11 protein-coding genes and 1 pseudogene are annotated in these 14,896 nt (G+C 72.0%); 7 read left to right on the top strand and 5 right to left on the bottom strand.

Annotated elements, in window-relative coordinates; translation table 11 throughout:
• Window positions 1-1,891, top strand: a pseudogene (locus ABZ749_RS13270) (serine protease); the annotation flags it as partial.
• A gap of 61 nt (window positions 1,892-1,952) precedes the next feature.
• Here the strand turns inward: ABZ749_RS13270 and ABZ749_RS13265 are convergent.
• Genes ABZ749_RS13265 through ABZ749_RS13250 form a run of 4 tightly spaced genes read right to left on the bottom strand, consistent with a single transcriptional unit; the run spans window position 1,953 to window position 6,827 of the window.
• Window positions 1,953-4,001 (bottom strand): penicillin acylase family protein, encoded by a 2,049-nt coding sequence (locus ABZ749_RS13265; RefSeq protein WP_357227121.1) that lies wholly within the window; start codon window positions 3,999-4,001, stop codon window positions 1,953-1,955.
• Window positions 3,998-4,822 (bottom strand): ABC transporter ATP-binding protein, encoded by an 825-nt coding sequence (locus ABZ749_RS13260; RefSeq protein ID WP_357227118.1) that lies wholly within the window; start codon window positions 4,820-4,822, stop codon window positions 3,998-4,000. Before ABZ749_RS13260 ends, ABZ749_RS13265 begins: the two co-directional genes overlap by 4 nt.
• A 29-nt stretch (window positions 4,823-4,851) precedes the next feature.
• Window positions 4,852-5,880 carry an iron chelate uptake ABC transporter family permease subunit gene (locus tag ABZ749_RS13255; protein ID WP_357227116.1) on the bottom strand — a complete coding sequence of 343 codons (1,029 nt, stop codon included), beginning with the start codon at window positions 5,878-5,880 and terminating at the stop codon, window positions 4,852-4,854.
• A complete protein-coding gene (locus tag ABZ749_RS13250; protein WP_357227125.1) occupies window positions 5,877-6,827 on the bottom strand; it encodes an iron chelate uptake ABC transporter family permease subunit in 951 nt (316 codons plus the stop codon). The genes ABZ749_RS13255 and ABZ749_RS13250 overlap by 4 nt, the downstream gene beginning before the upstream one ends.
• 235 nt (window positions 6,828-7,062) lie before the next feature.
• On the opposite strand from ABZ749_RS13250, the gene ABZ749_RS13245 reads away from it, so the two are divergent.
• From ABZ749_RS13245 to ABZ749_RS13225, 5 genes are all read left to right on the top strand, one after another.
• Window positions 7,063-8,094 carry an ABC transporter substrate-binding protein gene (locus ABZ749_RS13245; protein WP_355006742.1) on the top strand — a complete coding sequence of 344 codons (1,032 nt, stop codon included), beginning with the start codon at window positions 7,063-7,065 and terminating at the stop codon, window positions 8,092-8,094.
• An 80-nt stretch (window positions 8,095-8,174) separates the two neighbouring features.
• Entirely contained in the window at window positions 8,175-9,713 is a 1,539-nt protein-coding gene (locus ABZ749_RS13240; protein WP_357227112.1) for an aspartate aminotransferase family protein, read from the top strand.
• A 35-nt stretch (window positions 9,714-9,748) separates the two neighbouring features.
• Window positions 9,749-11,026: a lysine N(6)-hydroxylase/L-ornithine N(5)-oxygenase family protein gene (locus tag ABZ749_RS13235; protein ID WP_357227123.1), complete on the top strand. Its 1,278-nt coding sequence runs from the start codon at window positions 9,749-9,751 to the stop codon at window positions 11,024-11,026.
• Window positions 11,023-11,616, top strand: coding sequence for a GNAT family N-acetyltransferase (locus tag ABZ749_RS13230; protein WP_357227110.1), 594 nt, complete (start codon window positions 11,023-11,025; stop codon window positions 11,614-11,616). Before ABZ749_RS13235 ends, ABZ749_RS13230 begins: the two co-directional genes overlap by 4 nt.
• Window positions 11,613-13,475, top strand: coding sequence for an IucA/IucC family siderophore biosynthesis protein (locus tag ABZ749_RS13225; protein ID WP_357227107.1), 1,863 nt, complete (start codon window positions 11,613-11,615; stop codon window positions 13,473-13,475). Before ABZ749_RS13230 ends, ABZ749_RS13225 begins: the two co-directional genes overlap by 4 nt.
• A 188-nt stretch (window positions 13,476-13,663) precedes the next feature.
• On the opposite strand, the gene ABZ749_RS13220 is transcribed toward ABZ749_RS13225, so the two are convergent.
• On the bottom strand, window positions 13,664-14,137 hold the full coding sequence (locus ABZ749_RS13220) for a MarR family transcriptional regulator (protein ID WP_357227105.1): 474 nt from the start codon (window positions 14,135-14,137) through the stop codon (window positions 13,664-13,666).
• A 136-nt stretch (window positions 14,138-14,273) separates the two neighbouring features.
• Between ABZ749_RS13220 and ABZ749_RS13215 the strand changes: the two genes are divergently transcribed.
• On the top strand, window positions 14,274-14,828 hold the full coding sequence (locus ABZ749_RS13215) for an NAD(P)H-dependent oxidoreductase (RefSeq protein WP_357227102.1): 555 nt from the start codon (window positions 14,274-14,276) through the stop codon (window positions 14,826-14,828).
• Window positions 14,829-14,896 lie beyond the last annotated feature (68 nt).

The following is a 14,896-nucleotide window of genomic DNA, read 5'->3' as shown; positions in this document are numbered from 1 at the left end:
GGGCACGCCCGCGCCGAAGAAGAAGCGCGGTCTGCTGATCGCGGCGATTGCCCTGGTCGTGATCATGGTGCTCTGCGTCGGGGGTGGCGTGGTGGTCCTCACCGCCGACACCCTCTTCACCGCCGTGGACCTGCCCGAGAGCGGCACCGCCACGCTGCGGCTGCCGGTGGGGTCGTGGAACGGTTGGATCTCCGCGGACGTGCGGGGTGTGCACGGGCCGCACTCCAAGGGCATGGCGATGCTCAGCTTCACCGACGTGAACCTGGACCGTGACCGCACCGTCACCCTGGACGCGCGCGCGGCCCGACAGGTGCAGGCCCGGGTGCCGCAGGAGGCCACCGCCAGCGCGCTGCGGATGGACATCCACCGGTCCACGAAGAACGGTCTCACCGAGAGCCAGGTGCTGCCTGACGACTCGTACGACAGCATGTGGGCGTTGCCGACGAGCCGTCCGGTGACCGACGGCGAGTTCGAGTTCGGTGCCCGGTGGCGGCTGGAGCAGCCGGCTCTGACCGTTTCGGCCGGCGGTCGCTCGTACGACGATCTGCTGGTGAAGCGGGCGACCCCGGCGCTGCCGGCCGGCCGCCGTCAGCTGGACGCGGTCTACGTCGCCGACGCGTCGGCGGCGGGCCTGGCCAAGCGGCCGGTCCGGGACCGGGCCGTGGTGGTGCGCCGCAGTGACAGTGTGGACATCGCCACCCAGGCGCAGGCCGCCGCGGCGGCCGGGGCGAAGCTGCTGCTCGTGGTGAACGACGGCATCGGTCGGCTCCAGCCGTGGGACGAGGCGCCGTGGAGCCCGGAGAGTCCCGCCCCGGTGACCGTGGCGACCCTCGGCGCCGACGAGGGTGGGCAGCTCATCGCCGCGCTGGAGCGGGGCGCGGTGCGGCTCACCGTCGAGTCGCACCCGGAGACCACCTACCTGTACGACGTGGCGCACCACTGGACCGGTAACGTGCCGGCCGACCCCGCCTACCGGCCCACGAAGCGGCAGTTGGCCCGGGTCGACGTGGAGTTCCGCAACTACCGGCAGGGCAAGGCGCTGGAGTTCCGCACCGACATCTGGCGCGGCTGGGCGTCGAGCAACCAGGAGCCGGCACCGGCGCAGGGCCGCCGCACCGACTGGGTGAGCGCCGACCAGCGGTGGGTCGACGACGCGTTCATCGCCGGCGAGACCGGTCAGCACCTGATGGCGACGACCACGTACCCGGCCGGCAAGCCGAGCGCCGTCACCTGGTTCGGGCCGATCCAGCGACCCCGGATGGGCGGCAGCTACGTGCCGGTCCGCTACCTGGACACCGTCTACCTGCCCGCGCCCGGGTGGGGCGACGGGGGCGGCCACATCGGTGAGGCGTACGCGAACTACAAGATGGTCAACCGGACCACCCTCTACCAGGGCGACAAGGAGCTGAACTGGGGCAACGCCGAGTATCTCCAGGTTTCCGGGCTGGCCCAGCAGCGACTGCCGTACCGGCTCGTGGTGGAGAACGACAGGGCCGCGTGGACCAACCCGTACTCCCGGCAGACCCGCACCGAGTGGGGCTTCCACTCGGCGGTCACCGGGGAGGAGTCGGCCGAGGTGCTGCCGATGATCCAGCTGGACTACCAGGTGGCCATCGACTCCGCCGGCAGGGCGTCGCGACGTGCACCGCTGACCGTTGTCGCCTCCCACCTGCCCGGCGTCACCGGCAGGATCGGCGCGGTGACCGTCGAGGTGTCCTACGACGACGGGGCGACCTGGCAGAAGCAGCGGCTGACCCGGCACGGCGACGGCTGGCGCACCTCGCTGGCCGCACCGGCGAAGGCCGGCTTCGTGAGCCTGCGCACCACGGCGCGGGACGCCGCCGGCAACACCGTGAGCCAGAGCATCAGTCGGGCGTTCGGCCTGCGCTGACAGCATGGTGACCGGCCGCCGGTCGGGGTGCGTGAATCACCCCGAGCGGCGGCCGGTGCCGTCAGTGAAGTTCCTCGACGAGCTGGTCCCAGTCCGTGCTGACCGGCAGCAGGTCGCCGGCCAGCCAGGCGGCGCTCTGGTCGTCGTGGTGCGGGTCGCCGGGCACCCCGCAGGCGCCCAGGGGGACCACCCAGCGGCTGTCCGAGCGGCGGGCCAGGTCCCAGACGAAGCGCGCCGCCGGCCCCCGGAAGCACCAGTGGGTGACCCCGGGCACGCTGGAGGTGGCCAACACGCAGTCGTGGTCCCCGTCGAGCCGGGGGCCGGGCCCGGTGTCCGGGCCGGGCAGGGCCCGCCACGCCGCCAGCCGGTGCAGGTCCCCCCAGAGCACCGGCTCGGCCGCCGCGTCGGCGACCTCCTCGGCCGCCGCGCCCACGAGCGCGGCGATGTCCACACCGGGCAACGGGCTCGCGCCGAGCAGGTGCTCCAGCGCGTGACCGACCCGCGGCGTCAGCGCCAACCAGGGCGCGAACACCTCGGGGTACGCGGGCAGCTCGGCCAACGCGGCCAGCGCCGGGTGGGCGGCGATCCGGCGTACGACGGCCGCCCGCAGCATGGCGTAGGCCGCCGCATCGGTGCTGTCGGCGGCCATCCGGCGATCCCAGCGCAGCAGTCGTTCCCGCAGCGCGGCGGCGGCCGGACCGAGCCCCGTCGACTCCGCGAGGACCGCCAGCAACGGCCCGGCCGCGCCAAGGTACGTGTCGGTGTGCACCATCGCCATCTGGTCGGCCGTCCAGGTTGGGCGGGCATCGAGCAGCTCGGCGATGCGACGCGCCCGGTGCGGTGGGGCGAACTCCACCCCGAGCGGCGCCGCCAGCCCGCGCTCGTTGGCCATCACCGCCCGACCGTGCACCTCGGCACGAGGCATCGGCGCGTGCCAGCCCTGCCAGGCGTACGCGGCGTCCCATCCGGGGACCACCCGCCGGCCGTTTTCCGGGTGCCGTACCGGCACCGCCCCGGCGACCCGGTGCAACAGCCCTCCGGCGGTGTCCGCGGCCTGCACCACGTTGACCGGCTCCACCCAGTGCCGCAGCGCGTGGTCCACGTCGGCCACGGTGCGGGCGCGCAGCAGCTCCGGCAGCGTCGCGAAACCGAGGTCACCCCGGACCCGGGGCGGGTAGCGCAGGCTGACGGCACTCTCGTCGTCCGGCCCACCGGCGATCACCGGACCACGATCGGTCTCCACCACCTCGACCTCGACCGGGTCCGCCCCGGCCACCTCGATCATCTCGACGTGGCGGTGCGCAGTGCGCCAGCCGTCCGGGCCGAGCGCCTGGACCCGGGGGCCGTCGCGGCGCAGCCGCTCCGCGTACACGTCCTGGTAGTCGGCCATCGCGTTGGTGATCGCCCAGGCCACGCCGCCGGTGTGCCCGAAGTGCGCGATGCCCGGCACGCCCGGCACCGCCAAGCCGACCACGTCGTACTCCGGGCAGGCCAGCCGGATCTGCTGGTAGACGCCGGGATCCTCGATGAACCGGTGCGGATCGCCGGCGAGCAGCGCGGCCCCGGTGCCGGTGCGCTCGGCGGCGAGCAGCCACCCGTTGCTGCCGGCCACGGCCGGCCCGTCGGTAGCGAAGCTGTCGACCGCGTCCGGCCCGAGCCGCTGCGCCACGTGCTCGCGCCAGAGCTTGCCGGGGAACCCGGCGAACAGGATGTGGTGGCCCAGCCAGACCGCGAGCGGCGTCCACGGCTCCCACCGACCCGGGCTCAGCCCGGTGGCGGCGAACTCCGGTGACCGGGCCGCCCCGGTGTCGAGAGCGGCGTTGACGCCGTCCACGTAGGCGCCCACCCACTCGGCGGTCGCCGGGTCCAGCGAGGCGTGGCATCGGCGTGCGGTGTCGTCGAGCCGGACCTGCCGGACGAACCGGTCCCAGCCGAGCGCGTCGGGCCCGAGGAACGCCGCGCTGGTGCCCCGGGCGCGGTGCCGCTCCACCTCGATCTGCCAGGCCCGGTCGTACGCCGTCACCCGGCCCTGCGCCGCCGCCAGCGCGACCGGGTCGGCGGCCCGCAGGTGCGGCACTCCCCAGGGGTCCCGGAAGCGTTCCGTCCTCATGCCGGCTCCGGGGCCAGCGTGGTGGCGCGGCGTCGGGCCGCTGGGACGACCAGCGGGGTGCCGGTCTCCGGGTCGTCGATCACCCGGCAGGGGAGCCCGAACACCTCCTCGACCAGCTCGGCGGTGACCACCGACGCCGGCTCCCCGGCGGCAACCACACGTCCGTCGCGCATGGCGATCAGGTGCGTGGCGTAGCGGGCCGCGTGGTTCAGGTCGTGCAGCACCGCGACAAGGGTGCGGCCCTGCTCCTCGTGCAAGCGGGCGCAGAGGTCCAGGATCTCGATCTGGTGGGCGATGTCGAGGTACGTGGTCGGCTCGTCGAGCAGCAGCAGGGGTGTCTGCTGGGCCAGCGCCATGGCGACCCAGACCCTCTGCCGCTGCCCGCCGGACAACTCGTCCACGGCCCGGTCGGCGAGGTCGTCGACCCCGGTCGCGGCCATCGACTCCTCGACCACCCGCTCGTCCTCGCGGGACCACTGCCGCAGCAGCCCCTGATGGGGGTAGCGACCCCGGGCGACCAGTTCGGCGACGCTGATGCCGTCCGGTGCGATCGACGACTGCGGCAGCAGGCCGAGCGTACGGGCCACAGTGCGGGCCGGCAGGTCGTGAATGTCCCGTCCGTCCAGCAGCACCGCGCCGGCGCTGGGGCGCAGCATCCGGGACAGGGCGCGCAGCAGCGTCGACTTGCCGCACGCGTTCGGGCCGATGATGACGGTGAACGACCGGTCGGGCACCGCCACGGTCAGGTTCTCGGCAATGGTGCGCTGGTCGTAGGCGAGGGTCAGCGAGGTGCCCCCGAGTCGGGAATCGCCGGGTCGCATGGGTGCTCCTTCAAGGGCGTCACTGGTGTTCACAGCCGGCCCGCCCGACGTTCCATCGCCAGCAGCCAGACCAGGTAACCGCCGCCGATCACGCCGGTCACCACACCGACCGGGAGTTGGTGCCCGGCGAACGCGCGTTGCGCCACCAGGTCGGCCCCGACCAGCAGCGCCGCGCCGACGGCCATCGACGGCATCAGGTTCGGACCCGGGGCCCGGGTCAGTCGTTTCGCCACGTGCGGGGCGACGAGCGCCACGAAGGACACCGGCCCGGCGGCGGCCGCCGCGAACGAGACCAGCAGCACGGCGGCGGCGAGCAGCACCAGGCGCAGCCGGCGTACCGGCACGCCCAGGGCGCTGGCGGCGTCGTCGCCCAACTCCATCATCCGCAGCGCCGGGGCGCAGCCGACGAGCACCAGCGGCGCCAACACGACCAGGACGGCAAGCAGCGGCCCGGCGTTGGCCCAGCCTCGCCCGTCCAGGCTGCCGGTGAGCCAGAGGACCGCGCGGGCGGCTTCCATCAGGGGCGCCCGGGTCAGCAGGTAGCCGTTGACGCCGGTCAGGATCGCGGACACCCCGATGCCCACCAGGATGAGTCGGTAGCCGTGCACCCCGCGCCGCCAGGCGAGCGCGTAGATCACCAGGCCGGTGCCGAGACCACCGACGACCGCCGCGCCGGCCAACGCCAGGCTGCTGCCACCGAGGACGACCACCACCAGCGCCCCGGTCGACGCGCCCTGGGTGAAGCCCAGGATGTCCGGGCTGCCAAGCGGGTTGCGGACCAGCGACTGGAACACCGTGCCGGCGAGAGCCAACGCCGCACCGACCAGCAGGGCGGTGACCAGCCGGGGCAGGCGCAGCTCAAGCACGATGAACTGCTCTGCCACGGTGCCACCGCCGGTCAGCGTGCGCAGCACGTCCGCCGGACCCATCGGGTAGTCACCACTGCCCAGGGCCACCACACTGAGCCCGGCCGCGAGTACCGCCGCGCCGGCCCCGACACCCAACGCGCGGGGCCGAAACCGCAGCGACAACCCCCATGACGTACGTACGACAGTCACGGTTGGGCCACCCTTCGGCGGGTGACCAGCCACAGGAAGAGCGGGCCGCCCAGTACGGCGGTCACCATGCCGACCTGGAGTTCTCCGGGGCGGCCCAGCACCCGGCCGAGCACGTCGGCGCCGAGCAGCAACGCGGGTGCGAGCACCGCGCAGTACGGCAGCAGCCAGCGCAGGTCCGGACCGGTCAGGGCGCGGACCAGGTGTGGCACGAGAAGCCCGACGAAGACGATCGGTCCGCACGCGGCGGTCGCCGCGCCGCAGAGCAGGGTGACGGCGACGATCACGGCGGCGCGGATCAGCGCGGGTCGAGCGCCGAGGGCTCGCGCCGCGTCGTCGCCGAGCGCCAGCGCGTTCAGCGGACGGGCGGCACCGAGCGCGACCAGCAGCCCGACGATGATGAACGGCAGCACCCGGGTCACTGTCGCGGAGTCCGCGCTGGCCAGTGAGCCGACCGTCCAGAAACGCAGCCGCTCCAGCGACGCGGTGTCCAGCAGCATCACCGCGCTCACGTAGGAGTAGAGGGTGGCGTTGAGTGCCGCCCCGGCCAGCGCGAGTCGGGCCGGGGTCGCGCCGCGTCCGCCGCCGACGGTGTAGACGAGCGCGGTCACCGCTGCCGCGCCGAGCAGCGCGAACCAGACGTACCCGCCGACGGCGGTGACGCCCAGGAACGCGGCGGCGGTGGCGACGGCCGCGGACGCGCCGGCGTTGATGCCGAGCAGTCCGGGGTCGGCGAGTGGGTTGCGGGTGAGGGCCTGCATGACAGCGCCCGCCACACCGAGGGCGGTGCCGGCGAGCAGCCCGAGCAGGGTGCGGGGCAGGCGCATCCGGTGCACCACCGCGTACTCGGTGGCGTCGCGGTGCAGCAACCCGGACCAGACGTCGGCGAGCGGCATGGCCTTCGCTCCGACCGCGATGCTGAGCACCACGATCACCGTGAGCAGTGCCACGGCGGTGACCAGGCCGGCGGCGCGGGCTGCCCGACGGCCACGCCGGCTCGGGGGTGCGGCCGTCGCCCTGGCTGGCACGGGCGGTGCCGGTCGGGTGACGGTGGGTGTGGCGTCCAGTGTGGGCTCCGGGGTGGTGGCGACACGGCGTACCGCTGTTGACAATGACCGAGGTTAGGCTAACCTAACCCCGCTGCCCTGGTCGACCCCGGCCAACCCTTGATCGAAAGACAACACCATGCCCGATGCCCTGTCCGCCCGCCGCCTCTCCCGCCGTGGCCTGCTGGCCGCCGGTGGCGCCGCCACGCTGGCCACCCTGCTTGCCGCCTGTGGCACTGACGACGCCGCGAAACCCGCCGCCGGCAACGGAAGTGGTCCCTGGTCGTTCACCGACGACCGTGGCACGAAGGTAGAGGCCGCAGCCCGTCCGGCCCGTGTGGTGGCCTTCACCGGGGTGGCGGCGGCCCTGATCGATTTCGGTCTCGACAAGCAGCTCGTGGGCGTCTTCGGTGAGACCAAGCGTGCCGACGGCACGGCCGAGCCGCAGGCCGGCGACCTTGACGTCGAGGGCGTCGAGATCCTCGGCAACGTGTGGGGCGAGTTCAGCCTGGAGAAGTACGCAGCGCTGCGCCCCGAACTGCTGGTCACCCACATGTACGACCCGGACGCGCTCTGGTACGTGCCGGACGAGAGCAAGGCCAAGATCCTCCCGCTGGCGCCCAGCGTGGCGATCACCACCGCCCGGGTGCCGATGACCAAGCCCATCGAGCGGTACGCGGCGCTGGCCGAGTCGCTCGGCGCGGACCTGTCCGCGAAGAAGGTCACCGACGGAAAGGCCCGCTTCGACGCCGCCGCCGAGGCGGTCCGGCAGGCGGTGAAGGCCAACCCCGGGATCAAGGTGATGGCCTGCTCCGGCAGCCCCGACCTCTTCTACGTCTCCAACCCGAAGGTCAGCACCGACCTGATGTACTTCGCCGAGTTGGGCGTCGACATCGTGGTCCCCACCAAGCTCGAATCCGGCGACTACTTCGAGGCGCTGAGCTGGGAGAGCGCCGGCAAGTTTCCGGCCGACCTGATCCTGCTGGACAACCGCGGCACCGCGCTGCAGGCCAAGGACCTCACGGCCAAGCCGACCTGGCAGCAACTGCCGGCGGTCAAGGCCAACCAGGTGAGCCCGTGGGACGCGGTGCCCCGCTTCTCGTACGCCGGCTCCGCACCGCTGCTGGAGAACCTCGCCACCGCCATCCGGAACGCGAAGAAGGTCAGCTGACGAACACCACATCCCCGGGCGCACCGCCGCGCCCGGGGTGGGTTCCGGCTGCCCTCGTCCAGAACGTGGAAGGACCACCAGTGACCGTGCCGACGTACCCCGTCGAGACCACCACGCCGCCGCCGGCGTCAACCGCCGCGCGGGCCCAGCTGCTGCACGGTGGCTCGGTCGAGCAGTACCGCCGGACGATCGCCGACGGCGTCGACCGGGTCGCCCGGCGGGTGGCCACAGTGGACCGTCCCGGCACCGGAATCGCGCCGGCCGAGCTGGCCCCCCTGGTCGACCGGGTGGACCTGGACCGGCCGCTGGGCGACGCCGGCGCCGCCCTCGACGAGCTGGAGAACGTCTACCTGCGCGACGCCGTCTGGTTCCACCACCCCCGCTACCTGGCCCACCTCAACTGCCCGGTGGCCATCCCGGCACTGCTCGGTGAGGCGGTACTCAGCGCCGTGAACTCCTCGCTGGACACCTGGGACCAGAGCGCCGGGGCCACCCTCATCGAGCGCCGGCTGATCGACTGGACGGCCGAGCGGATCGGCCTCGGTCCCCGCGCCGACGGCATCTTCACCAGCGGCGGCAGCCAGTCCAACCTCCAGGCGCTGCTGCTGGCCCGGGAAGAGGCGTGCGCCGACGCCATCGGCCCCGCGGCGCGCGCCGACCTGCTGCCCCGACTGCGCGTGCTCACCTCCGCCGCCGGTCACTTCAGCGTGCAGAAGTCGGCAAAACTGCTCGGCCTCGCCCCGGACGCGGTGATCGCGGTGCCCACCGACGCCCGGCGACGGATCCGGCCGGCCGCCGTCCGCGAGGAGATCGCCCGGTGCCGCCAGGCCGGGCTGGTGGTGATGGCCGTCGTCGGCACCGCCGGCACCACCGACTTCGGCTCGATCGACCCGCTCACCGACCTGGCCGGGATCTGCGCGGCAGCCGGCGTGTGGCTGCACGTGGACGCCGCGTACGGCTGCGGTCTGCTCGTCTCGCCGACGCGCCGGCACCTGCTCGACGGCGTCGAGCGGGCCGACTCGGTGACCGTTGACTTCCACAAGTCGTTCTTCCAGCCGGTCAGCTCCAGCGCGCTGCTGGTCCGCGACCGGCGGACGCTGCGGCACGTCACCTACCACGCCGACTACCTCAACCCGGCCCGGATGGTGGAGCAGCGCATCCCCAACCAGGTCGACAAGAGCTTGCAGACCACCCGCCGTTTCGACGCGCTGAAGCTCTGGCTCACCCTGCGGGTGATGGGCCCGGACGCGCTCGGCGGGCTCTTCGACGAGGTCGTCGACCGGGCCGCCGACGCCTGGCGACTGGTCAGCGAGGATCCGCGCTTCGAGGTGGTGACCCGTTCGGAGCTGAGCACCGTGGTGTTCCGCTACCTGCCCACCGGCCCCGGCGGCGAGTTGGCCGACGCCGCCAATCTGCACGCCCGGGAGGCCCTCGCGGCGTCCGGTCTCGCCGTGGTCGCCGGGACCCGGGTGGACGGCCGGCACTTCCTGAAGTTCACACTGCTCAACCCGGAAACCACAGTCGACGACGTCGGGTACGTGCTCGACCTGATCGCCACCCACGCCGGCCAGTACGTGCACGACCACGTCGACGCCGGCCTGACCTGCCACGTCGGCTGACGCCGGTGACCTCGAACCCGCGCCTGGAGACCCCGATGTCCACCCACGACTTCATCGCCATCGGGTTGGGCCCGTACAACCTGGGCCTGGCCTGCCTCACCGCGCCGATCGACGAGCTCGACGGGGTGTTCCTGGAGGCCCGACCGAGCCTCGCCTGGCACCCCGGCATGCTGCTGGAGTCGGCCCGGTTGCAGACCCCGTTCATCGCCGACCTGGTCAGCCTCGCCGACCCGACGTCGCCGTACTCCTTCCTCAACTACCTCAAGGAGATCGGCCGGCTCTACCCGTTCTACATCCGGGAGAGCTTCTACCCGCTGCGCAGCGAGTACGACGCGTACTGCCGGTGGGCGGCGGCGAAACTGCCGAACCTGCGCTTCGGTCAGAGCGTGACAACAGTGGAGTACGACCCCGCCGACGAGCGGTACGTGGTGCGGGCCAGCACGGGCACGGGCGAGACCGTCGAGTACCGGGCCCGGCACCTGGTGCTCGGCACCGGCACCCCGCCGCACCTACCCCCGGCCGTGGCCGACCTGCCGGGCGATGCCGTGCACAACTCCCACTACCTGGAGCACCGCTCGGCGCTGCGCACGAAGCGCAGCATCACGGTGGTGGGCAGCGGGCAGAGCGCCGCCGAGATCTATCACGACCTGCTCGGCGACATCGACCGGTACGGCTACCAGCTCAACTGGGTGACCCGTTCGCCGCGGTTCTTCCCGCTCGAATACACGAAGCTGACGCTGGAGATGACCTCACCGGACTACGTGGACTACTTCCACGCGCTGCCCGAGGCGACCCGCTACCGGCTGGAGTCCGAGCAGAAGGGCCTGTTCAAGGGGATCAACGCCGACCTGATCAACGACATCTTCGACCTGCTCTACGCGCACAGCGTCGACGGGCCCGTGAACACCCGCCTGCTCACCAACACCGAACTGGTCAGCGCCGAGCACCAGGACGGGCAGTACACGCTGGGGTTGCGTCAGGTGGAGCAGGAACGCGACTTCGCCCTGCGTACCGAGGGTCTGGTGCTGGCCACCGGCTACCACTACCGGGTGCCAGAGTTCCTCACGCCGGTGCGGGACCGGATCCGCTGGGACGCGCAGGGCCGCTTCGACGTGGCCCGCAACTACAGCATCGACCACGGCGGGCGGGGCATCTTCCTGCAGAACGCGGGCACCCACACGCACAGCATCACCTCACCGGACCTGGGCATGGGCGCCTACCGCAACTCCTGGATCATCCGCGAGCTGCTCGGCCGGGAGCACTACCCGATCGAGAAGAGCATCACCTTCCAGGAGTTCGGGGTGTCGTCGTGACCACTGTCTTCACCCGGGTCGACGACAGTCTCGGTGAGTTCGCGCTGCGGCAGCTCGATCCGGACGCCGACGCGGCGCTCCTGCACACCTGGGTGACGCACCCGAAGGCGGCGTTCTGGATGATGCAGGACGCCGACCTGGCCCAGGTCACCGAGGAGTACCAGCGGATCGCCGAGCACCGGCACCACGACGCGTACCTCGGACTGTGGCGGGGGAGTCCCGCCTTCCTCGCGGAGCGCTACGACCCGGCCCACGTCGAGCTGGTCGGCCTCTACGACCACCAGCCCGGTGACGTGGGCATGCACTTCCTCTGCGCGCCGGTCGACGCGCCAGTGCACGGCTTCACCCGGGCGGTGATCGGCACCGTCATGGCGTGGCTCTTCGACGACCCGACGACCCGGCGGGTGGTGGTCGAACCGGACGTGCGCAACACCGCCGTGCACGCGCTGAACGCCGCCGTCGGCTTCACTGTCGTCGGCCCGATCGCCAAGCCGGAGAAGGACGCGCTGCTCAGCGTCTGCACCCGAGCCCAGTTCCAGGCCGCCGTCGACCGCGCCGCCGCCGACCGAACCGAAGGAGCCCCGGCGTGACCACCACCGCCGTCCCCACCCACCCGCCCGTCGCCGCCGCGCACCACGCCTCCGGCGACCCGGTCGGGCACCTCACCCCGCAGCGCTGGGCCCGGGCCAACCGGCTGCTGGTCCGCAAGGCGCTCGCCGAGTTCACCCACGAGCGGCTGCTCACCCCGCAGGCCGTGGCCGGCCCCGACGACCGGCAGTGGTACGAGATCCTGAGCGACGACGGCACCGTCACCTACCGGTTCGCGGCGCGGGTGCTCGCCCTGGAGCACTGGCAGATCGACGCGGACAGCATCACCCGGCACCGCGACGGCACCTCGCTGACCCCGGACGCGGTGGACCTCATCGTCGAACTGCGCGACACCCTCGGGCTCTCCGCGCGGGTGCTCCCGGTCTACCTGGAGGAGATCACCTCGACGCTGGCGGGTACGGCGTACAAGCTGGCCCAGCCCGCGCCGACCGCCGCCGAGCTGGCCGAGGCGGACTTCCAGACCATCGAGACCTCGATGACCGAGGGCCACCCCTGCTTCGTGGCGAACAACGGCCGGCTCGGCTTCGGCGTCGACGAGTACCACCGGTACGCCCCGGAGGCCGCCGCGCCGGTGCGGCTGGAGTGGCTGGCCGCGCACCGGGACCACTCCACGTTCAGCAGCGCCGCCGACCTCGATTACGACACGCTCATCGAGAGCGAGTTGGACGCCGCGACCCGGGCCCGTTTCGCGACCACGATGGCCGATCTCGGGCTGGATCTCGCCGACTACCACCTGATCCCGGCGCACCCGTGGCAGTGGTGGAACAAGCTGGCGGTCACCTTCGCCGGTGAGCTGGCCGAGCGTCGGCTGGTGCACCTCGGCCCCGGGCCGGACGTGTACCTCGCCCAGCAGTCCATCCGCACCTTCTTCAACGTCAGCGAGCCGGGTCGGCACTACGTCAAGACCGCGCTGTCGGTGCTGAACATGGGCTTCATGCGCGGGTTGTCGGCCGCGTACATGGAGGCCACCCCGGCGATCAACGACTGGCTGGCCGACCTGATCGCCGCCGACGAGGTGCTGACCGGCACCGGCCTGACCGTCATCCGGGAGCGGGCCGCCGTGGGTTACCGGCACCGGCAGTACGAGGCGGCGACCGAGCGCACCTCGCCGTACCGCAAGATGCTGGCCGCCCTGTGGCGGGAGAGCCCGGTGCCCGAGCTCGCGCCGGGGCAGCGACTGTCCACGATGGCCGCGCTGCTGCACGTCGACGACGAGGGCGGCTCACTGGCAGCGGCGCTGATCGCCCGGTCCGGCCTGGCGCCCGAGGTGTGGCTGCGCCGCTACCTGGACGCCTACCTGACCCCGTTGCTGCACAGCTTCTACGCCCACGACCTGGCCTTCATGCCGCACGGCGAGAACGTCATCCTGGTCCTCGACGAGCAGGACACCGTCCAGCGGGTGATTTTCAAGGACATCGCCGAGGAGATCGCGGTGATGAGCGACAGGGTCGAGCTGCCGGCGGCGGTGGAGCGGATCCGCGTCGAGGTGCCCGACGACACCAAGCTGCTGAGCATCTTCACCGACGTGGTGGACTGCTTCCTGCGGCACCTCAACGCGGTCCTGGTCGAGGCCGGTGTTCTCGCCGAGGACGACTTCTGGCGCACTGTCGCGGCCTGCGCCGCCGACTACTTCGACCGGGTGCCGCACCTGGCCGAGCGGGTCCGCCACTACGACCTGTTCGCCCCTGAGTTCACGCTCTCCTGCCTCAACCGGCTGCAACTGCGTAACAACCAGCAGATGATCGACCTGGCCGACCCGTCGGCGGCGCTCCAGTTCGTCGGCACCCTGACCAACCCGCTCGCCGCCCACGCTCCGGCCGGTGACCGCGATCGCGTTTGATCAGCGCGCACGGCGACGGTCGCAATAGGCGGATGGGGGTTCTGAGTACCGCGAGCCTGTGCGCCGGGCTGTTCGCCGCCTTCGCGTACGCGGTCATGCCGGGTCTTGCCCGTACCGACGACCGGACATTGCTGCTCGGCTGAGGCCGGATGGGCGACCGGTCGGGTCCCGGTCGGGTCGCGCTTGCCTCAGTTGGTCGGCTCTGCCGTGCCGGCCTGCTGGAACGCGCGGGCCAACTGGGCGAGGTCGAAGCCCTCGAAGTGCTGGAGGAACCGGCGGCGTACGGCGGCCAGGTGGCTGGGCCAGGCTTCCTGCAGGCGGGCGTAGCCCTCGTCGGTGAGGACGGCGTTCCAGCCGCGCGCGTCCTCCTCGCAGCGTTCCCGCCGGACCAGGCCCTGCGTCTCCAGCCGGATGATCGTGCGGGTCATGCCGCTGAGGGAGAGGTAGCAGAGCGCGGCGAGTTCGTTCATGCGCATCCGCCGCTCGGATGTCTCGGAGAGGTTCATCAGCGCGGTGTACTCGGTGAGCGGCAGCTGACGGTCACCGACCATGTCCGCGTCGATGGCGCGGGGCAGGACGTGCATCACCTGACCCAGGGCGCGGACCAGGGATTCCTCATCAGGGGTGAGGGGTTGCGGAGTCGCCGCGGAGGGGTTGGACATCCTCCTATCATACTTGCTTGACGCAGCAAGCGCTTACCCTCCGTGTGATCACGCCCATGCGCCAAGTATTTGCTTGACCAATCAAGCAGCGATACGTTTCCCGTCGTCAGGCAAGAACCTCTGAAAGGCGCCACACATGACCAGGATCGGGATCATCCTCGGAAGCACCCGCCCGGGGCGTAACGGCGAGGCCGTCGCCCGCTGGGTGCTCGAGATCGCCAAGCAGCGCTCCGACGCGGAGTACGAGCTGATCGACCTGCTGGACTACCAGCTGCCGCACCTCGACGAGGCGTACCCGCCCTCGATGGGCCAGTACACCCAGCCGCACACCAAGCGGTGGGCCGAGACGATCGCGTCGTTCGACGGGTTCATCATCGTCACCCCCGAGTACAACCACTCGACCTCGGGTGCCCTGAAGAACGCGATCGACTTCCTCTACGGCGAGTGGAACAACAAGGCCGTCGGCTTCGTCAGCTACGGTTCGGTCGGCGGGACGCGCGCAGTGGAGCACCTGCGTCTGATCTCCGGCGAGCTCCAGATGGCCGACGTGCGCTCGCAGGTCGCGTTGTCGCTCTTCACCGACTTCGAGAACTTCAGCGTCTTCAAGCCCAACCAGTTCCACCAGGACTCGCTGACCGCCACGCTCGACCAGGTGGTCGCCTGGCTCGCAGCTGCACGCCGGACTGGCTGACACTGTGCTGCGGCACCGCCGTGAACGCATCAACCGGCTGACGGTCGGCGCCGGTGCTCGCGACACGA

Origin of the sequence: Micromonospora sp. NPDC047753 (assembly GCF_040642735.1) — a bacterium.
GTDB lineage: Bacteria > Actinomycetota > Actinomycetes > Mycobacteriales > Micromonosporaceae > Micromonospora.
This window is presented reverse-complemented; position numbering and strand designations above follow the sequence as displayed.

Bases quoted from the DNA above. Each gene is read 5' to 3' on its own strand.
- ABZ749_RS13265 (WP_357227121.1), bottom strand. From the start codon at position 4,001: ATGAGGACGGAACGCTTCCGGGACCCCTGGGGAGTGCCGCACCTGCGG.
- ABZ749_RS13260 (WP_357227118.1), bottom strand. From the start codon at position 4,822: ATGCGACCCGGCGATTCCCGACTCGGGGGCACCTCGCTGACCCTCGCC.
- ABZ749_RS13245 (WP_355006742.1), top strand. From the start codon at position 7,063: ATGCCCGATGCCCTGTCCGCCCGCCGCCTCTCCCGCCGTGGCCTGCTG.
- ABZ749_RS13235 (WP_357227123.1), top strand. From the start codon at position 9,749: ATGTCCACCCACGACTTCATCGCCATCGGGTTGGGCCCGTACAACCTG.
- ABZ749_RS13220 (WP_357227105.1), bottom strand. From the start codon at position 14,137: ATGTCCAACCCCTCCGCGGCGACTCCGCAACCCCTCACCCCTGATGAG.
- ABZ749_RS13215 (WP_357227102.1), top strand. From the start codon at position 14,274: ATGACCAGGATCGGGATCATCCTCGGAAGCACCCGCCCGGGGCGTAAC.